The 14,031-nt window shown below is 38.5% G+C and carries 15 protein-coding genes; 14 read left to right on the top strand and 1 reads right to left on the bottom strand.

Annotated features, from left to right (window positions below; all coding sequences use genetic code 11):
- The first annotated feature begins 147 nt into the window (after nucleotides 1-147).
- The 11 genes from ccoN (at nucleotide 148) to ttcA (ending at nucleotide 10,186) form a co-directional block, all read left to right on the top strand.
- Complete coding sequence (gene ccoN / locus FR932_RS06705; RefSeq protein WP_019440232.1) at nucleotides 148-1,575, top strand: cytochrome-c oxidase, cbb3-type subunit I; 1,428 nt, start codon at nucleotides 148-150, stop codon at nucleotides 1,573-1,575.
- A 13-nt stretch (nucleotides 1,576-1,588) separates the two neighbouring features.
- Entirely contained in the window at nucleotides 1,589-2,191 is a 603-nt protein-coding gene (gene ccoO / locus FR932_RS06700) for a cytochrome-c oxidase, cbb3-type subunit II (protein WP_019440233.1), read from the top strand.
- Between the two features lie 10 nt (nucleotides 2,192-2,201).
- Nucleotides 2,202-2,393, top strand: coding sequence for a CcoQ/FixQ family Cbb3-type cytochrome c oxidase assembly chaperone (locus FR932_RS06695; protein WP_019440234.1), 192 nt, complete (start codon nucleotides 2,202-2,204; stop codon nucleotides 2,391-2,393).
- Nucleotides 2,394-2,405: 12 nt separating this feature from the next.
- A complete protein-coding gene (ccoP, locus tag FR932_RS06690; RefSeq protein WP_019628772.1) occupies nucleotides 2,406-3,317 on the top strand; it encodes a cytochrome-c oxidase, cbb3-type subunit III in 912 nt (303 codons plus the stop codon).
- Between the two features lie 96 nt (nucleotides 3,318-3,413).
- Complete coding sequence (locus tag FR932_RS06685; RefSeq protein ID WP_019440236.1) at nucleotides 3,414-3,905, top strand: FixH family protein; 492 nt, start codon at nucleotides 3,414-3,416, stop codon at nucleotides 3,903-3,905.
- Entirely contained in the window at nucleotides 3,905-6,316 is a 2,412-nt protein-coding gene (locus FR932_RS06680) for a heavy metal translocating P-type ATPase (RefSeq protein WP_019440237.1), read from the top strand. Before FR932_RS06685 ends, FR932_RS06680 begins: the two co-directional genes overlap by 1 nt.
- A complete protein-coding gene (ccoS, locus tag FR932_RS06675) occupies nucleotides 6,316-6,528 on the top strand; it encodes a cbb3-type cytochrome oxidase assembly protein CcoS (RefSeq protein ID WP_019440238.1) in 213 nt (70 codons plus the stop codon). The genes FR932_RS06680 and ccoS overlap by 1 nt, the downstream gene beginning before the upstream one ends.
- Nucleotides 6,518-7,204, top strand: a complete 687-nt coding sequence (locus tag FR932_RS06670) for a sulfite exporter TauE/SafE family protein (protein WP_019440239.1) — start codon at nucleotides 6,518-6,520, stop codon at nucleotides 7,202-7,204. Before ccoS ends, FR932_RS06670 begins: the two co-directional genes overlap by 11 nt.
- 44 nt (nucleotides 7,205-7,248) lie before the next feature.
- Entirely contained in the window at nucleotides 7,249-7,995 is a 747-nt protein-coding gene (locus FR932_RS06665) for an FNR family transcription factor (RefSeq protein WP_019440240.1), read from the top strand.
- Between the two features lie 231 nt (nucleotides 7,996-8,226).
- A complete protein-coding gene (gene uspE / locus FR932_RS06660; protein WP_019440241.1) occupies nucleotides 8,227-9,138 on the top strand; it encodes a universal stress protein UspE in 912 nt (303 codons plus the stop codon).
- A 118-nt stretch (nucleotides 9,139-9,256) separates the two neighbouring features.
- Nucleotides 9,257-10,186, top strand: a complete 930-nt coding sequence (ttcA, locus tag FR932_RS06655; protein WP_019440242.1) for a tRNA 2-thiocytidine(32) synthetase TtcA — start codon at nucleotides 9,257-9,259, stop codon at nucleotides 10,184-10,186.
- A 142-nt stretch (nucleotides 10,187-10,328) separates the two neighbouring features.
- On the opposite strand, the gene FR932_RS06650 is transcribed toward ttcA, so the two are convergent.
- Nucleotides 10,329-10,976, bottom strand: a complete 648-nt coding sequence (locus FR932_RS06650; RefSeq protein ID WP_019440243.1) for a DUF2987 domain-containing protein — start codon at nucleotides 10,974-10,976, stop codon at nucleotides 10,329-10,331.
- Nucleotides 10,977-11,241: 265 nt separating this feature from the next.
- Between FR932_RS06650 and potA the strand changes: the two genes are divergently transcribed.
- From potA to potC, 3 genes are read left to right on the top strand one after another with little or no spacing between them, the layout of a single operon-like run.
- Nucleotides 11,242-12,345 carry a spermidine/putrescine ABC transporter ATP-binding protein PotA gene (gene potA / locus FR932_RS06645; protein WP_019440244.1) on the top strand — a complete coding sequence of 368 codons (1,104 nt, stop codon included), beginning with the start codon at nucleotides 11,242-11,244 and terminating at the stop codon, nucleotides 12,343-12,345.
- The gene (potB, locus tag FR932_RS06640) at nucleotides 12,338-13,195 is read left to right on the top strand and encodes a spermidine/putrescine ABC transporter permease PotB (protein WP_019440245.1); all 858 of its coding nucleotides are present in this window, start codon (nucleotides 12,338-12,340) and stop codon (nucleotides 13,193-13,195) included. Before potA ends, potB begins: the two co-directional genes overlap by 8 nt.
- Nucleotides 13,188-13,964, top strand: coding sequence for a spermidine/putrescine ABC transporter permease PotC (gene potC, locus FR932_RS06635; RefSeq protein WP_019440246.1), 777 nt, complete (start codon nucleotides 13,188-13,190; stop codon nucleotides 13,962-13,964). The genes potB and potC overlap by 8 nt, the downstream gene beginning before the upstream one ends.
- The last annotated feature ends 67 nt before the right edge of the window (nucleotides 13,965-14,031 follow it).

Genomic DNA, 14,031 nt, shown 5'->3' with positions numbered 1-14,031 from the left:
AAATTCCGCTGTTAATGTTACGTAAAATCGCGTAATATCCCCATCTGAGTATGACTGTCAATTTAGATTACCTAGATTTACACATATTCTTTTTGGGTATTCACGCATCGTAAGATGTTTAATAATTCGTAGCACCGGAAGCAAAATATGAGCTCTCATTCACCTATAAAAACTGACTATAACTATAAAGTTGTACGACAGTTTACTGTGATGGCTGTTATCTGGGGTATTGTTGGTATGTCAGTAGGTGTGCTAATTGCAGCACAGCTAATTTGGCCTGCACTAAATTTCGATACACCTTGGTTAACTTATAGCCGTCTTCGTCCCCTACATACCAATGCAGTAATCTTTGCATTTGGTACCTCGGCCCTAATGGCAACATCGTTTTATGTTGTCCAACGCACGTGTCAAGCTCGCCTATTTGGTGGCATTTTACCTGCTGTTGTATTTTGGGGTTGGCAACTTGTTATTCTTTCTGCCGTTATATCATTACCACTTGGTTATAACACGTCAAAAGAATACGCAGAACTTGAATGGCCGATTGATATCTTAATCACGCTAGTTTGGGTTGTTTATGCGGTTGTATTCTTCGGCACCATCATTAAACGCCAAACGTCGCACATTTATGTTGCAAACTGGTTCTTTGGTGCGTTCATCTTAACCGTTGCTGTTTTACACATTGTAAACAGTGCAGCTATCCCACTAAATGGAATGAAATCTTATTCTATTTACGGTGGTGCGATTGATGCAATGGTTCAGTGGTGGTATGGCCATAATGCAGTGGGCTTCCTTCTAACTGCTGGTTTCTTGGGTATGATGTACTACTTCGTACCAAAACAAGCTAATCGCCCTGTTTATTCTTACCGTTTATCGATTGTTCACTTTTGGGCATTAGTATCGCTGTACATCTGGGCTGGTCCTCACCACCTTCATTACACAGCACTACCTGATTGGACTCAATCAGTTGGTATGGTTATGTCGTTAATCTTATTTGCTCCATCATGGGGTGGTATGATCAACGGTATCATGACGCTATCTGGCGCATGGCATAAACTACGTTATGACCCGATCTTACGTTTCCTAATTGTTTCTTTATCTTTCTACGGTATGTCTACGTTCGAAGGTCCAATGATGGCAATTAAGAGTGTAAATGCACTTTCGCATTACACTGATTGGACTGTTGGTCACGTACATTCAGGTGCGCTAGGTTGGGTTGCAATGGTATCTATCGGTGCTATCTACCACTTAATCCCAGTGTTATTTAACCAAGGTCGTATGTACAGCGTTAAGCTGATTAACGTTCACTTCTGGTTAGCAACTGTTGGTACTGTACTTTACATTGTTGCAATGTGGATCTCGGGTGTTATGCAAGGTCTAATGTGGAGAGCGGTAAATGCTGACGGTACATTAACGTACAGCTTTGTTGAATCACTACAAGCTTCATATCCATTCTACTTCGTACGCTTCCTTGGTGGTGTGTTCTTTGTGACAGGTATGTTATTAATGGCGTACAACGTCTTTAAAACAATCTCTGCTGCAGATCACTCAATCAAAGCTGACGCTGAAGCTGCATAGTTAGGAGATAGTTATGAAACATGAATTAATTGAAAAGAACATTGGTTTATTAGCAATCTTCATCGTCATTGCGATCAGCTTTGGTGCGATGGTTGAGATTACGCCACTGTTCTGGCAAAAAGATACAACTGAGCCTTTAGATACTCTACGTCCTTATACAGCATTAGAGATGGAAGGCCGTGATATCTACATCCGTGAGAACTGTGCCGTTTGTCATAGTCAAATGATCCGTCCTTTCCGTGCAGAAACAGAGCGCTATGGTGCATATTCTGTTGCTGGTGAATCAGTATGGGAACATCCGTTCTTATGGGGTTCAAAACGTACAGGTCCAGATCTAGCACGTGTTGGTGGTCGTTATTCTGATGATTGGCAGCGTGCGCATTTACTTGACCCACGTAGTGTTGTTCCTGAGTCAAACATGCCTGCTTTCCCTTGGTTAGCTGAAAATGTATTAGACGGTTCTGAATCTGCAGCGAAACTAAGTATCTTTAAAGATTACTTTGACGTTCCGTACACAGATGCTGATATCGCTGGTGCAGAAGAAGCTGTTAAAGGTAAAACTGAACTAGACGCTTTGGTTGCTTACCTGCAATCATTAGGTCATGCATTAAAATAAGGTGTAACTTATGGATTACGGTACATTCCAAGGGGTTTATACCCTAATACTAATGGCCATTTTTATCAGTATTATTGCTTGGGCTTACAGTAAACGTCAAAAATCGTCGTTTAATGAAGCTGCTAATTTAGTATTTGCTGATGAATCAGTCCACAGTGATTCACTTAATGGAGAGCAGAAAAATACATCTGCTCGTATTTAGGAGTTTATGATTATGAGTACTTTTTGGAGTATTTGGATCACAGTGATCACACTAGGCAGCATCTTTGCTTGTCTAGGCCTACTTTGGATGTGTAACAGAAATGACACAGGCGTTAAAGAAGGCGAATCAATGGGTCACTCTTTCGATGGTATCGAAGAGTTAAATAACCCATTACCAACATGGTGGAAATACTTATTTATTTTCACTTGTATTGGTGGTTTTATCTATTTCGCTCTATACCCAGGTCTAGGCAGCTATAAAGGTTTACTTGGCTGGACTAGTACGAATGAGTATGAGCGTGAAGTTGAATCAGCTGACGCAAAATATGCAGCTGTATTTAACAAACTAGTTAAAACAGAAAGCAGTGACTTCACTGAATACCGTGAAATTGCTGACATCGCTAAAGACCCTGAAGCAGTTAAAGTAGGTCAACGCCTATTCTTACAAAACTGTTCACAGTGTCACGGTTCTGATGCACGTGGTGCAAAAGGTTTCCCTAACCTAACTGACAGTGCTTGGTTATACGGCGGTACTCCTGCTGATATCAAAGCAACTATCATGCACGGCCGCGCTGGTGTAATGCCGGGTTGGTTACCAGTACTAGGTGATGAGAAAGTAGATCAAGTAACAACGTATGTTGTTGGTTTATCTGGCCGTAAAGTGAATGCACGTGAAGAAGCAGCAGGTAAAGAAGTATTCCTTCAAACTTGTTCAGCTTGTCATGGTGCAGATGCTAAAGGTATGACTATGCTAGGTGCTCCGAATCTGACTGACAAAATATGGTTGTATGGTGGCTCTCGTAAAGCTATCGAACAAACTGTTAAGTATGGTCGTAACGGTGTAATGCCAGCATGGAGTGATATCCTTGGTGAAGATAAAGTAATGCTATTAAGCAGTTATGTTTACAGTTTAAGTGTAAAGTAACGTAATAGTACTAATTTAAAGCTCCATTTACTGAATGGAGCTTTTTTTTTTGCTTTAACTTTGTTAAATTTCACCTTTCCCTTCTTGGAGTTCATAATGAAATCTTATTGGTATAAAGAACCTTGGTTCTGGTTTGTCATTTTCTTCCCTACATTGGCCGTTGTTGCGGGTACGTCTACTTTTTTTATCTTTCAAAACAATCAACCAGATATGGTTTCTGATGATTATTACAAAGATGGTAAAAAGATTAACCAAGATTTAACCAAATATCATGAAGCGTTAGCGCGTAACATCACCTTTAATTTAAAATTCGAAGACGGATTTGCCGTGTTTACGCCTGCAACCGGTGAGATGGTTAAGAATCAAGCGCTTAATATTTCATTCTTCCACGTTACGTTAGCTAAGCATGACATCTCAGTGCTAGCAACGGCATTTGGTGATGGCAGTTATCGCGTTGAGATCCCTGCTGATATGCTGCAAGGTAAATGGCGTGTGCGTGCAGAATCAATTGATGGTGCATGGCGCGTTCAAGAATACGTTCAATATCCAAATACTTCTGTAATTAAGTTAGACGGCGAGCAAGATTAATGTCAAACGGTACTAATTGTTATCACTGCGGTGAATCTGTTTTAGCTACAGACACAAATAAATTTAAAGTTTATATTGCCCCTGAAGAGCGTGAAATGTGTTGCCCAGGTTGTCAGTCTGTCGCGGAAATGATTGTCGCATCAGGATTGAGTTCATACTACGAGCATCGAACTGATTTATCTCCTACCGCAAAGCAATTAGTACCTGATGAATTATTACGCTTAGAAATTTACGATGATAATGAAATTCAAGATGAATTTGTCTATCAAGACGGTGACATAAAAGAGATCACACTCACTGTTGAAGGTCTTTCTTGTGCCGCTTGTGCCTGGTTAATCGAAAGAAGCTTTCGTAATACCCAAGGCATTCAATTTATTAATGTGAATGCGACAAGTAATCGTATTGCCATTAAATGGGTTGATGAACAAATTAAACTCAGTGATATTTTAAAACGTATCAATAACCTCGGTTATACAGCATCGCCTTTTCAAGCCGATCAGCATGAGTTGATGTACAATAAACAGCTTAAGTCTTATTTCAGACGATTAGGTCTTGCGGGATTGGCAACAATGCAAGTCATGATGTTTGCTGTTGCTCTTTACTCTACTTGGTTTGGCGATATGGAAGACATGTATCGTCAACTTTTCCGCTGGGTAAGCTTGATCGTCGCTACGCCAGTACTGCTTTATTCAGCACAGCCTTTCTATTCTAACGCATTGCGTAATTTACGGACCCGAACACTCGGCATGGATGTTCCCGTTTCAATCGCATTACTTGGTGCATACATCGCATCTGCTTATGCGACGATGACAGGTACGGGCGAAGTCTATTTTGAATCTATTTCCATGTTTACATTCTTCTTATTGTTTGGCCGTTACTTAGAACTAAGAGCCCGTAAGAAAACCTCAGAACTCAGTGCGAACATGGCCAAGCTTATTCCGAATATGGCATTACGTATTAATGAAGATGAAAACGAACAACTGGTACCAACTAAACAGCTTAAAATTAACGACTACGTGATAGTCAAAAGTGGCGAAGTCATCCCATGTGACGGCATTATTATCAAGGGTGAAAGCAGCGTTGACGAATCAATGCTCACCGGTGAGTTTTTACCTATCGTTAAATCGGTAGAAAGTGATGTTTATACTGGCAGTCTTAATGTTGAACAAACGATCACGGTCTGTGTGACAAAAACCCACAAACATAATCTGATATCAGAAATTATCCGTTTACAAAATACCGCCCAATCGTCAAAACCACAGATTTCAATTCTGGCTGATCAAATATCACGCTACTTTGTACTCGCATTACTGATCATTTCTGCTGGGACTTACTTGTTCTGGCTTGGTTATGACCCTGATAAAGCATTTTGGATCACCCTATCAGTTTTAGTTGCTACCTGCCCTTGCGCGTTATCACTAGCCACTCCGACAGCATTAACCTGTGCGACGAGTAATTTATCTAGACAAGGTATCTTAATTCGTAAAGAACATGTGCTTGAATCTCTCACCAAAGTAGATGAGATCGCGTTTGATAAAACCGGCACTTTAACAAAAGGCGCATTCACACTGACTAAAATTAAGTCCAATGCTACCTTACAGTCCAATACCGAATTACAACAAAGTGAGTTATTGCGTATAGCGACATCGCTTGAACAGCACTCAACACACCCTATTGCATCAGCCTTTAAGACTGACGAAGAAAAAATAAAATTTGATAAGACCGAGAATCACATCGGATTAGGAATTTCAGGGATCCTTGGCAAAGACAATTATAAGATCGGCTCCGCTAAATTTACTCAACAAGCGAGCTTAGATTCCGACGGTAAAGACATTCTCGTCTACCTGACAAAGAATGATCAACTGGTTGCACGTTTTTATATTCAAGATGAAATGCGCGAAAACGTGGCAACAACACTAGACTACATCGCCGAATCAGGGCTCTATGTAACCCTGCTTACAGGAGATAGTAAACATCATACTGATAAAGTAACGGAAGGTTTGGCTATCACGAACAAAAAAACAAGCCAGTCTCCAGAAAGTAAACTAGCCTACATCAATGCTCAACAAGCCGACGGAAAATTAATGCTAATGGTTGGTGATGGCGTGAATGATGCCCCAGTACTGAGCGCTGCAACGGTATCTATCGCGATGGGTGAAGGGTCTGATTTAGCAAAAAACAGTGCTGATGTGGTGTTATTAAGTACTGATTTCATCGGGGTTAAATATATGCTGGCTACAGCAACAAAAACCTATAAAATAATTAAGCAAAACTTAATGTGGGCGCTGGGGTATAATTCATTGATTTTACCGTTAGCAATCTCAGGCAGTGTACCACCGTATATCGCCGTGATAGGTATGTCACTAAGTTCACTATTAGTTATTGGTAATTCATTAAGGTTGTTGAAGTAATGGAAATTATTTTTATGTTAATCCCAATTGCGATGATTTTTGTCGCAATTGCTGTCGCCATTTTCTTTTGGGCTGTTAAATCCGATCAATTCGAAGATTTGGAACGTGAAGGCAGTAATATTCTATTTGATGACGAAGGTAACAACGAAGTACCACTGAACAAGCAGAACAACTCAGATAGCTCTTCACAAAGTAATAAGCATGATAAGTAGTTTTATAGCCGCCTTCATGATTGGCGTATTAGGCGCCGGCCATTGTATCGCGATGTGTGGTGGTATTTCAGGTGCCATAGCTCATGCAAATAAGCAGACAACTCAATCGAACTCACTCGCACCACTCTTTTATAATCTAGGCCGGATCAGCAGCTATACTTTAATTGGTGCTATTGTTGGTTTAACCGCACAAATTGGTTTAAATTTTGGTGCAGGTTACGATTTTCTCGTCATACTGCGTTTTGTGTCTGGAGTGACATTAATTCTAATTGGTTTGTATATTGCGCAACTTAACTCCGCCATTTTACAGCTTGAAAAAATCGGACGTTTGCTCTGGCGTTTTATTCAACCATTAGCGCGTCAATTTCTGCCTTTAAAAACACCTTATCATGCATTCCCGTTAGGTTTTTTATGGGGTTGGTTACCCTGTGGTCTTGTTTATTCGGCATTAACACTCGCATTGTCTAGTGGATCTGCATTATCGTCGGCATTGACGATGTTCGCATTTGGCTTGGGAACCTTTCCAATCATGTTTTTGGTTGGCAGTTTTTCCACTAAATTCAACAGCTTAATACAAAACACCAAGTTCAAACGATTTAGTGGTTTATTGCTTGTTTTATACGGTTTACATATTATTTATATAGCGTTAGTACAATTAAGTGCTTATGGTATGTAAATTTGCTACAATATTGACATATATCAAAAGAGTTTATTGGAATTATGGCCTTAGATAAAAAGATACCAACACGAACTGCTGCTTCAAAGTGTGAAATTCACTGCCAAAACTGCAGTATTAGCCAACTCTGCATACCATATTCTTTGAATGATTCAGAGCTAGATTCTCTCGACCAAATTATTGAACGTAAAAAGCCGTTTCAAAAGAATGATGAAATATTTAAAGCTGGCGATAAAGTTAAATCACTTTATGCGATCCGTTCTGGCTCAGTAAAATCATACACGATTACCGAACAAGGTGATGAACAGATCACGGGTTTCCATTTAGCTGGTGACTTGATCGGTTTTGATGCATTAAGCTCAGGCATACACCCTAGTTTTTCACAAGCATTAGAAACATCGATGGTTTGTGAGATACCGTATGACACACTTGATGACTTGATTGGTAAAATGCCAATGCTACGTCGCCAAGTAATGCGGTTAATGAGTGGCGAAATAGCAGCAGATCAAGAGATGATTCTATTACTGAGTAAGAAAAATGCTGAACAGCGTCTTGCTGCATTTTTGAATAATCTTTCTGTCCGTTTTTCTGAACGTGGTTTTTCACCTAAAGAATTCCGTTTAACCATGACTCGTGGCGATATCGGTAATTATTTAGGCTTGACTGTTGAAACGATTAGCCGCTTACTTGGTCGCTTTCAAACCAGTGACATGATTGAGGTAAAAGGTAAATACATCAGTATTATCGATCGTGAAAGCCTTGCCTTACTTGCCGGTAAGAAAGAGTCTTAGGTAATTACTATAAATAATTGTTATAACGATAGCAGTTATCAGTAACTGAAATATTAAGCGTGATTGACTTAAAGTCATTGATTTAAAGTACTTTGCCCAACACGCTTATCAAAAATTCTGTACATTTATGGCATCTATCACAATTTGGGATATAGTTACAATATTGGTTATGTATAATCAATATAATAAACATATACTTAATCTATATCCTATTTGTTATCAAGGTGCCTTATGAATAAATACAAAAATATTCTAGTGGTTGCAGATCAAGTGAATACACCGCAGGTAGCATTATCTCGTGCCTTGTATCTAGCTTCTCAACAAGACAACGTTTCAATCTCTCTTCTCCTTGTTATTTATGACCTATCTTATGAACTTACCTCATTGTTTTCGAGTGATGAACGTCAATCTATGCAAGATGCTATCGTGGTCGAAGAACAAAAATCTTTCACCAAACAGCTAGAGCAAGATTACCCAGATGCTAAAATCAATTTAAAGCTGGTTTGGCACAAGCGTCCATTCGAATCAATTTTAGAAGAAGCGAAACTTAACAATCACGATTTAATCGTTAAAAGCACCCACGACCATAACAAGCTCAGTGCCGTTATGTTTACACCGACTGATTGGCACTTATTACGTAAAAGCCAATGCCCAGTATTGTTAGTTAAAGACCACGACTGGCCAATCAATGGCAATATTGTCGCTGCGATTCAAGTTTTAGAAAGCACTAATTTAAGTACACAAGACGATGATTCAATTAATGAACGTATAACGCAAGAAGCGTTACAATTAAAACAACTGTTAAATGCCAATATACATTTAGCAAACGCCTATCCAAGTACCCCCGAACACATCTCGATTGAAATTCCCAATTTCGATGCGGTCGCTTACAATCAAGAAATCGAAGAACACCATAAAACAGCAATGTACACTCACGCTGAAAAATTCAATATAACCAAAGAAAATGTCCATATTCAATCAGGTGCACCAGAAGATGTGATCGCAGATATTGTTCAAGACGTCGATGCTGAGCTCGTCATTCTAGGTGCGCCAACACGTAATGGGTTTTCTGCATTTCTGATTGGCAACACCGCTGAAATGGTTATTGACTCAATTAACTGTGACCTTTTAGCATTAAAATGATTACAAAATAATAACCTAGATACTCAGTCGCACTGTACATCCAAGCGCGGGAACTTGCTTTTCCGGCATGCTTGGGTATACTGCGCAGCTTACAGCAATATTAATCCTGAGTGTCCGAATGAAACCTGAAAATTTTACCGCTTTAGAAAAAAAGCAATTTGCTAAACTGCAAAAAAAGCTGCGCCACGAAACAGGTAAAGCAATCATTGATTATAATATGATTGAAGATGGTGACAGAGTTATGGTTTGTTTGTCCGGTGGCGCAGACAGTTTTACAATGCTCGATATTCTGCTTCAGTTACAAGCAGCAGCACCTATCACTTTTGATATTATTGCGGTTAACTTAGATCAAAAACAGCCAGGTTTCCCTGAAGACATCCTGCCTAACTACCTTGAAAATCTAGGTATTGAATATAAGATAGTGCAAAAAGATACATATAGTATCGTTAAAGAAAAAATCCCTGAAGGCAAAACAACGTGTAGCTTATGTTCACGTTTACGCCGTGGTATTCTGTATAATGCAGCCGTAGATCTTGGCGCAACAAAACTTGCACTCGGCCATCACGCTGACGATATCGTTGAAACATTATTCTTGAATATGTTCCATGGCGCGAAAATGAAAACAATGCCACCTAAACTTATCTCTGATGATAAGCGCAACATTGTTATTCGCCCATTAGCCTACTGTCGTGAAAAAGATATTAAAGCTTACTCAGCGTTTAAAGCATTCCCGATCATCCCTTGTAACCTTTGTGGTTCACAAGAGAATCTACAACGCCAAGCTGTTAAAGCAATGCTTTCACAATGGGATGAAACAAATCCAGGCCGTGTAAACAATTGCTTCAACGCAATCCGTAATATCGTGCCAAGTCACCTTGCAGATACCAACGCATTTGATTTTGTGAATATGGATCTTGAACGTGCGGACGAACTGACTGAATTTGATACTGCGTTCGATAATGAAATTGAAATGGTACCGACTGAACAATCTAATTCTGGTGTTGAAAGTTTCGATCCGAATGAAATGGTTACTATCGTCGAATTATAATGCCAAGGTTGAATGATAATAAGGTCTGTCGTTAATCCCCATACCTAGCGTAAATGACCGATATAAAAAAGCACTGCCCTAACGCAGTGCTTTTTTTTGTACCATTTTTTAAGCGCAGTGCTAAATTCATTTGAAACCGAGGTTAGATTTCAGTTAACGGTATAATTCTAAGTGGTTGCTTGCTGAATTTTATACCTGCAATTTTATCGCGAATGATTTCATCTTGTGATAAAGAAATTTGCTCTCCACTTTTAAATAGATCACCGCTCATAGTATAAGCTTCAACGGACTCATCAAAAATAAACTGAACACCGATAGTCGTAGGTAAATTCATTCTGCCGAAATAACCAGCCATATTCCCTAAGAACAAATCAAACTCTTCAATTTGCTTAACAAGTGCTAATGATGAATATTCTGTACTGTTGTTTTCAGATGCCATAATTTGTAATGCGAGATCACAAGATGCTATGTCGGTAACATTCACATGTAATTTAGCTTTATCATCACGCAATTGCTTATTAAAAGGTAAGAGTAGCTCTGAATCTTTACCAATTTCAACATCAGTAATAGCACCTTCAAAATTAATAAATGCATTTTCAATCTGGCAATGCTTACCTGTCTGACTATTATTAAGAAAAACACCCATTTTTGTATTATCGTACTGTTCTTTTTTACTGCTTTTTATTCTGTTATAAAAGCCATCATAACCAACGACTAATTCTTGGGCGCTTAGAGAAGGGACAAGTAGACTTGAAAGAAGCACCACTTTAATGAAATGGTTATTGAACATGAACGGATCCTTAATTAAAACTAAACGGCTAACTAAAACCAAAATTTATATCTCGCTGAGTATACCTAATATACGTCATAAATTAGAGCACATATTCCGACTTTATTGCTTTTCAAGTTTTAAAAATGACCTGGATATGTTTTAGATCCATTATTTTGATTAATGTGCAAATTTATACTTCATTTTTGTGAGTTATAGCATTAGAATTCACGCAAATTGTTCATCTTACTCAATGAGATGAATCTCTTATCATTTAGGTTTATTGATGCTTAATAAAAATACTAACTCAATCATTAGACTTGCTAACGCAAAAAAGTCATTTGATAACAAACTTATTATTAATGATTTAACATTAGATATATATGATGGTGAATTTGTCACCATTTTAGGACCTTCAGGTTGTGGTAAAACGACTGTTTTGCGTGTGCTTGCTGGATTAGAAACGCTTGATAGTGGTGACGTATATCTCGAAGATAAATGTATCACCAATCTCGATGCTGAAAAACGTAATACCAACACTGTATTTCAAGGATATGCACTATTTCCACACATGACAGTGTTTGAAAATATTGCTTTTGGCTTACGTATGAAAAAGGTATCTACACTCGAAATCAACAAGCGCGTAGATGAAATTCTCACTATTGTGAAGTTAACTGAGTTTAGCGATCGGAAACCATCACAACTATCAGGTGGCCAGCAACAACGCGTTGCAATCGCACGTGCAGTCGTGAACCAGCCAAAAGTATTACTATTGGATGAATCACTCAGTGCGCTAGATTATAAGTTACGTAAAGAGATGCAGAACGAGCTTAAAATGCTGCAGCGTAAGCTTAATATTACCTTCATATTCGTCACACACGATCAAGAAGAAGCATTGACCATGTCAGATCGTATCATTGTAATGAATAACGGTAATGTAGAACAGATAGGTACACCACGCGAGATTTATGAGACGCCCATAAACTTATTTGTGGCTAAATTTATTGGTGAGATCAATATTTTCCCGGCTGTCATTCAATCACAAACCGGATCTGATCAGTATTTAGCGAATGTACACGGCTGTCTATATACCATTTCAACTAGCCAAGCATTAACAGCTAACCAATCGGTGAATATATTACTACGACCAGAAGATCTCAGAATCAAAGAAATTGACGATCAGGCAACATCAGCACAAATTACCGGCCATATTGTTGAGCGTAATTATAAGGGCATGACGCTGGATTCAGTGATTCGCTTAGATTCAGGCGAAAGAGTACAAATCAGTGAATTTTTCGATGAAGATGATCCTGACTTTGACCATAGTTTAGGTCAAAAAGTGGCTGTGTCCTGGGTTGAAAGCTGGGAGGTTATCTTAAAAAATGATTAATTCGTCGCTGTTTAAGCGCTTCTCAATCGGCCTATTGTTAGTCTGGTTAAGTGTATTTGTTCTTGTGCCTAATTTAATGATTATCGTCACTAGTTTTTTAACGCGTGATGATGCAGATTTAATTAGCCTCACTTTTACATTAGACAACTACGTACGATTATTTGATCCGCTGTATTTTAAGGTATTAAGTCACTCTGTCTATATGGCGAGTATTGCGACCTTTATTTGTTTAATTATCGGCTATCCATTTGCCTATACGATCACGCAATTACCTAAAAAGATAAGACCTATATTGTTATTTCTGGTTATTGTCCCATTTTGGACTAATTCATTAATCAGAACATACGGTATTAAAATACTACTGGCTAAAAAAGGCCTACTCAATGCACTACTACTTAACTTAAATATTATCGATAAGCCATTAAAGCTTATGTACACGGAGTTCGCCGTTATTTTTGCTTTAGTCTATATACTACTGCCATTTATGATTTTACCTTTGTATTCGAGTATTGAAAAAATTGATAAAAGCTTAATTGAAGCAGCTAAAGATCTTGGTGCCTCAAAGTTGATGACCTTTTTAAAAGTTGAATTACCGTTAACCTTACCTGGCATCATCGCAGGTATGTTATTAGTGTTTTTACCGGCCATGGGCATGTTTTACATTGCTGATCTTGTGGGGGGAGCGAAAAACTTGCTGATTGGTAATACCATTAAAACACAATTTTTAAATATTCGTGATTGGCCATTTGGTTCTGCAGCGAGCATTACATTAACTGTGTTTATGGCTGCATTGCTGTTCTTCTATTACAAGGTAGGTCAATCGATTAAAAACAGAGGTAGCGATGCTTAAACGTCATATATCTAAAGTATTGTTGTTATTCGTGTATGTTTATTTATATACACCTATTTTTATATTAATTGGTAATTCATTTAACGCATCTAAATATGGGCTAAAATGGAACGGTTTCACCATTAAATGGTATGAATTGTTGTGGGATAATGACACCTTGCTTGAAGCTGCATTCAATTCGATTACGATCGCGGTGCTTGCATCATCAATTGCTGTCGTGATTGGTACACTTGGTGCTGTCGCTTTGTTTAAACATAAGTTTAAAGGTAAAAGGTTTATATCTGGGCTACTCTTTGTAGTGATGATGTCACCGGATATTGTGATGGCAATTTCATTATTATCCTTATTTATCATACTTGGTTTAGATCTTGGTTTTGTTACGCTGCTTATCGCGCACATTACCTTTTGTATTCCGTTTGTCGTGATCACGGTTTATAGCCGACTCAGTAATTTCGATAACTCGATATTAGAGGCCGGTAAGGATTTAGGCGCAAGTGAAGGCACGATCTTTAAACGTATTATTTTACCGATAGCTAAACCCGCTATTATTTCCAGTTGGTTATTGTCATTTACCTTATCACTTGATGATGTCATTGTGAGCTCGTTTGTGACAGGGCCAAGCTTTGAAGTATTACCATTGAAGATTTATTCCATGGTGAAAGTCGGCGTATCGCCAGAGGTTAATGCATTGGCAACAATGATGATCGTTATATCGATATCATTCGTCATTACAGCGGCCCTTATTAATAAAAATGATAAGACTGTTTAATCACTCTCTATCATTGATTATGCAGTCCCGTACTGCGATTTTTACACTTAAAAAAGAAGAAAAATAA

Origin of the sequence: Moritella marina ATCC 15381 (assembly GCF_008931805.1) — a bacterium.
In the GTDB taxonomy this organism is placed as follows: Bacteria; Pseudomonadota; Gammaproteobacteria; order Enterobacterales; family Moritellaceae; genus Moritella; species Moritella marina.
This window is presented reverse-complemented; position numbering and strand designations above follow the sequence as displayed.

Bases quoted from the DNA above. Each gene is read 5' to 3' on its own strand.
- ccoN (WP_019440232.1), top strand. From the start codon at position 148: ATGAGCTCTCATTCACCTATAAAAACTGACTATAACTATAAAGTTGTA.
- ccoO (WP_019440233.1), top strand. From the start codon at position 1,589: ATGAAACATGAATTAATTGAAAAGAACATTGGTTTATTAGCAATCTTC.
- FR932_RS06695 (WP_019440234.1), top strand. From the start codon at position 2,202: ATGGATTACGGTACATTCCAAGGGGTTTATACCCTAATACTAATGGCC.
- ccoP (WP_019628772.1), top strand. From the start codon at position 2,406: ATGAGTACTTTTTGGAGTATTTGGATCACAGTGATCACACTAGGCAGC.
- FR932_RS06685 (WP_019440236.1), top strand. From the start codon at position 3,414: ATGAAATCTTATTGGTATAAAGAACCTTGGTTCTGGTTTGTCATTTTC.
- FR932_RS06680 (WP_019440237.1), top strand. From the start codon at position 3,905: ATGTCAAACGGTACTAATTGTTATCACTGCGGTGAATCTGTTTTAGCT.
- ccoS (WP_019440238.1), top strand. From the start codon at position 6,316: ATGGAAATTATTTTTATGTTAATCCCAATTGCGATGATTTTTGTCGCA.
- FR932_RS06670 (WP_019440239.1), top strand. From the start codon at position 6,518: ATGATAAGTAGTTTTATAGCCGCCTTCATGATTGGCGTATTAGGCGCC.
- FR932_RS06665 (WP_019440240.1), top strand. From the start codon at position 7,249: ATGGCCTTAGATAAAAAGATACCAACACGAACTGCTGCTTCAAAGTGT.
- uspE (WP_019440241.1), top strand. From the start codon at position 8,227: ATGAATAAATACAAAAATATTCTAGTGGTTGCAGATCAAGTGAATACA.
- ttcA (WP_019440242.1), top strand. From the start codon at position 9,257: ATGAAACCTGAAAATTTTACCGCTTTAGAAAAAAAGCAATTTGCTAAA.
- FR932_RS06650 (WP_019440243.1), bottom strand. From the start codon at position 10,976: ATGTTCAATAACCATTTCATTAAAGTGGTGCTTCTTTCAAGTCTACTT.
- potA (WP_019440244.1), top strand. From the start codon at position 11,242: ATGCTTAATAAAAATACTAACTCAATCATTAGACTTGCTAACGCAAAA.
- potB (WP_019440245.1), top strand. From the start codon at position 12,338: ATGATTAATTCGTCGCTGTTTAAGCGCTTCTCAATCGGCCTATTGTTA.
- potC (WP_019440246.1), top strand. From the start codon at position 13,188: ATGCTTAAACGTCATATATCTAAAGTATTGTTGTTATTCGTGTATGTT.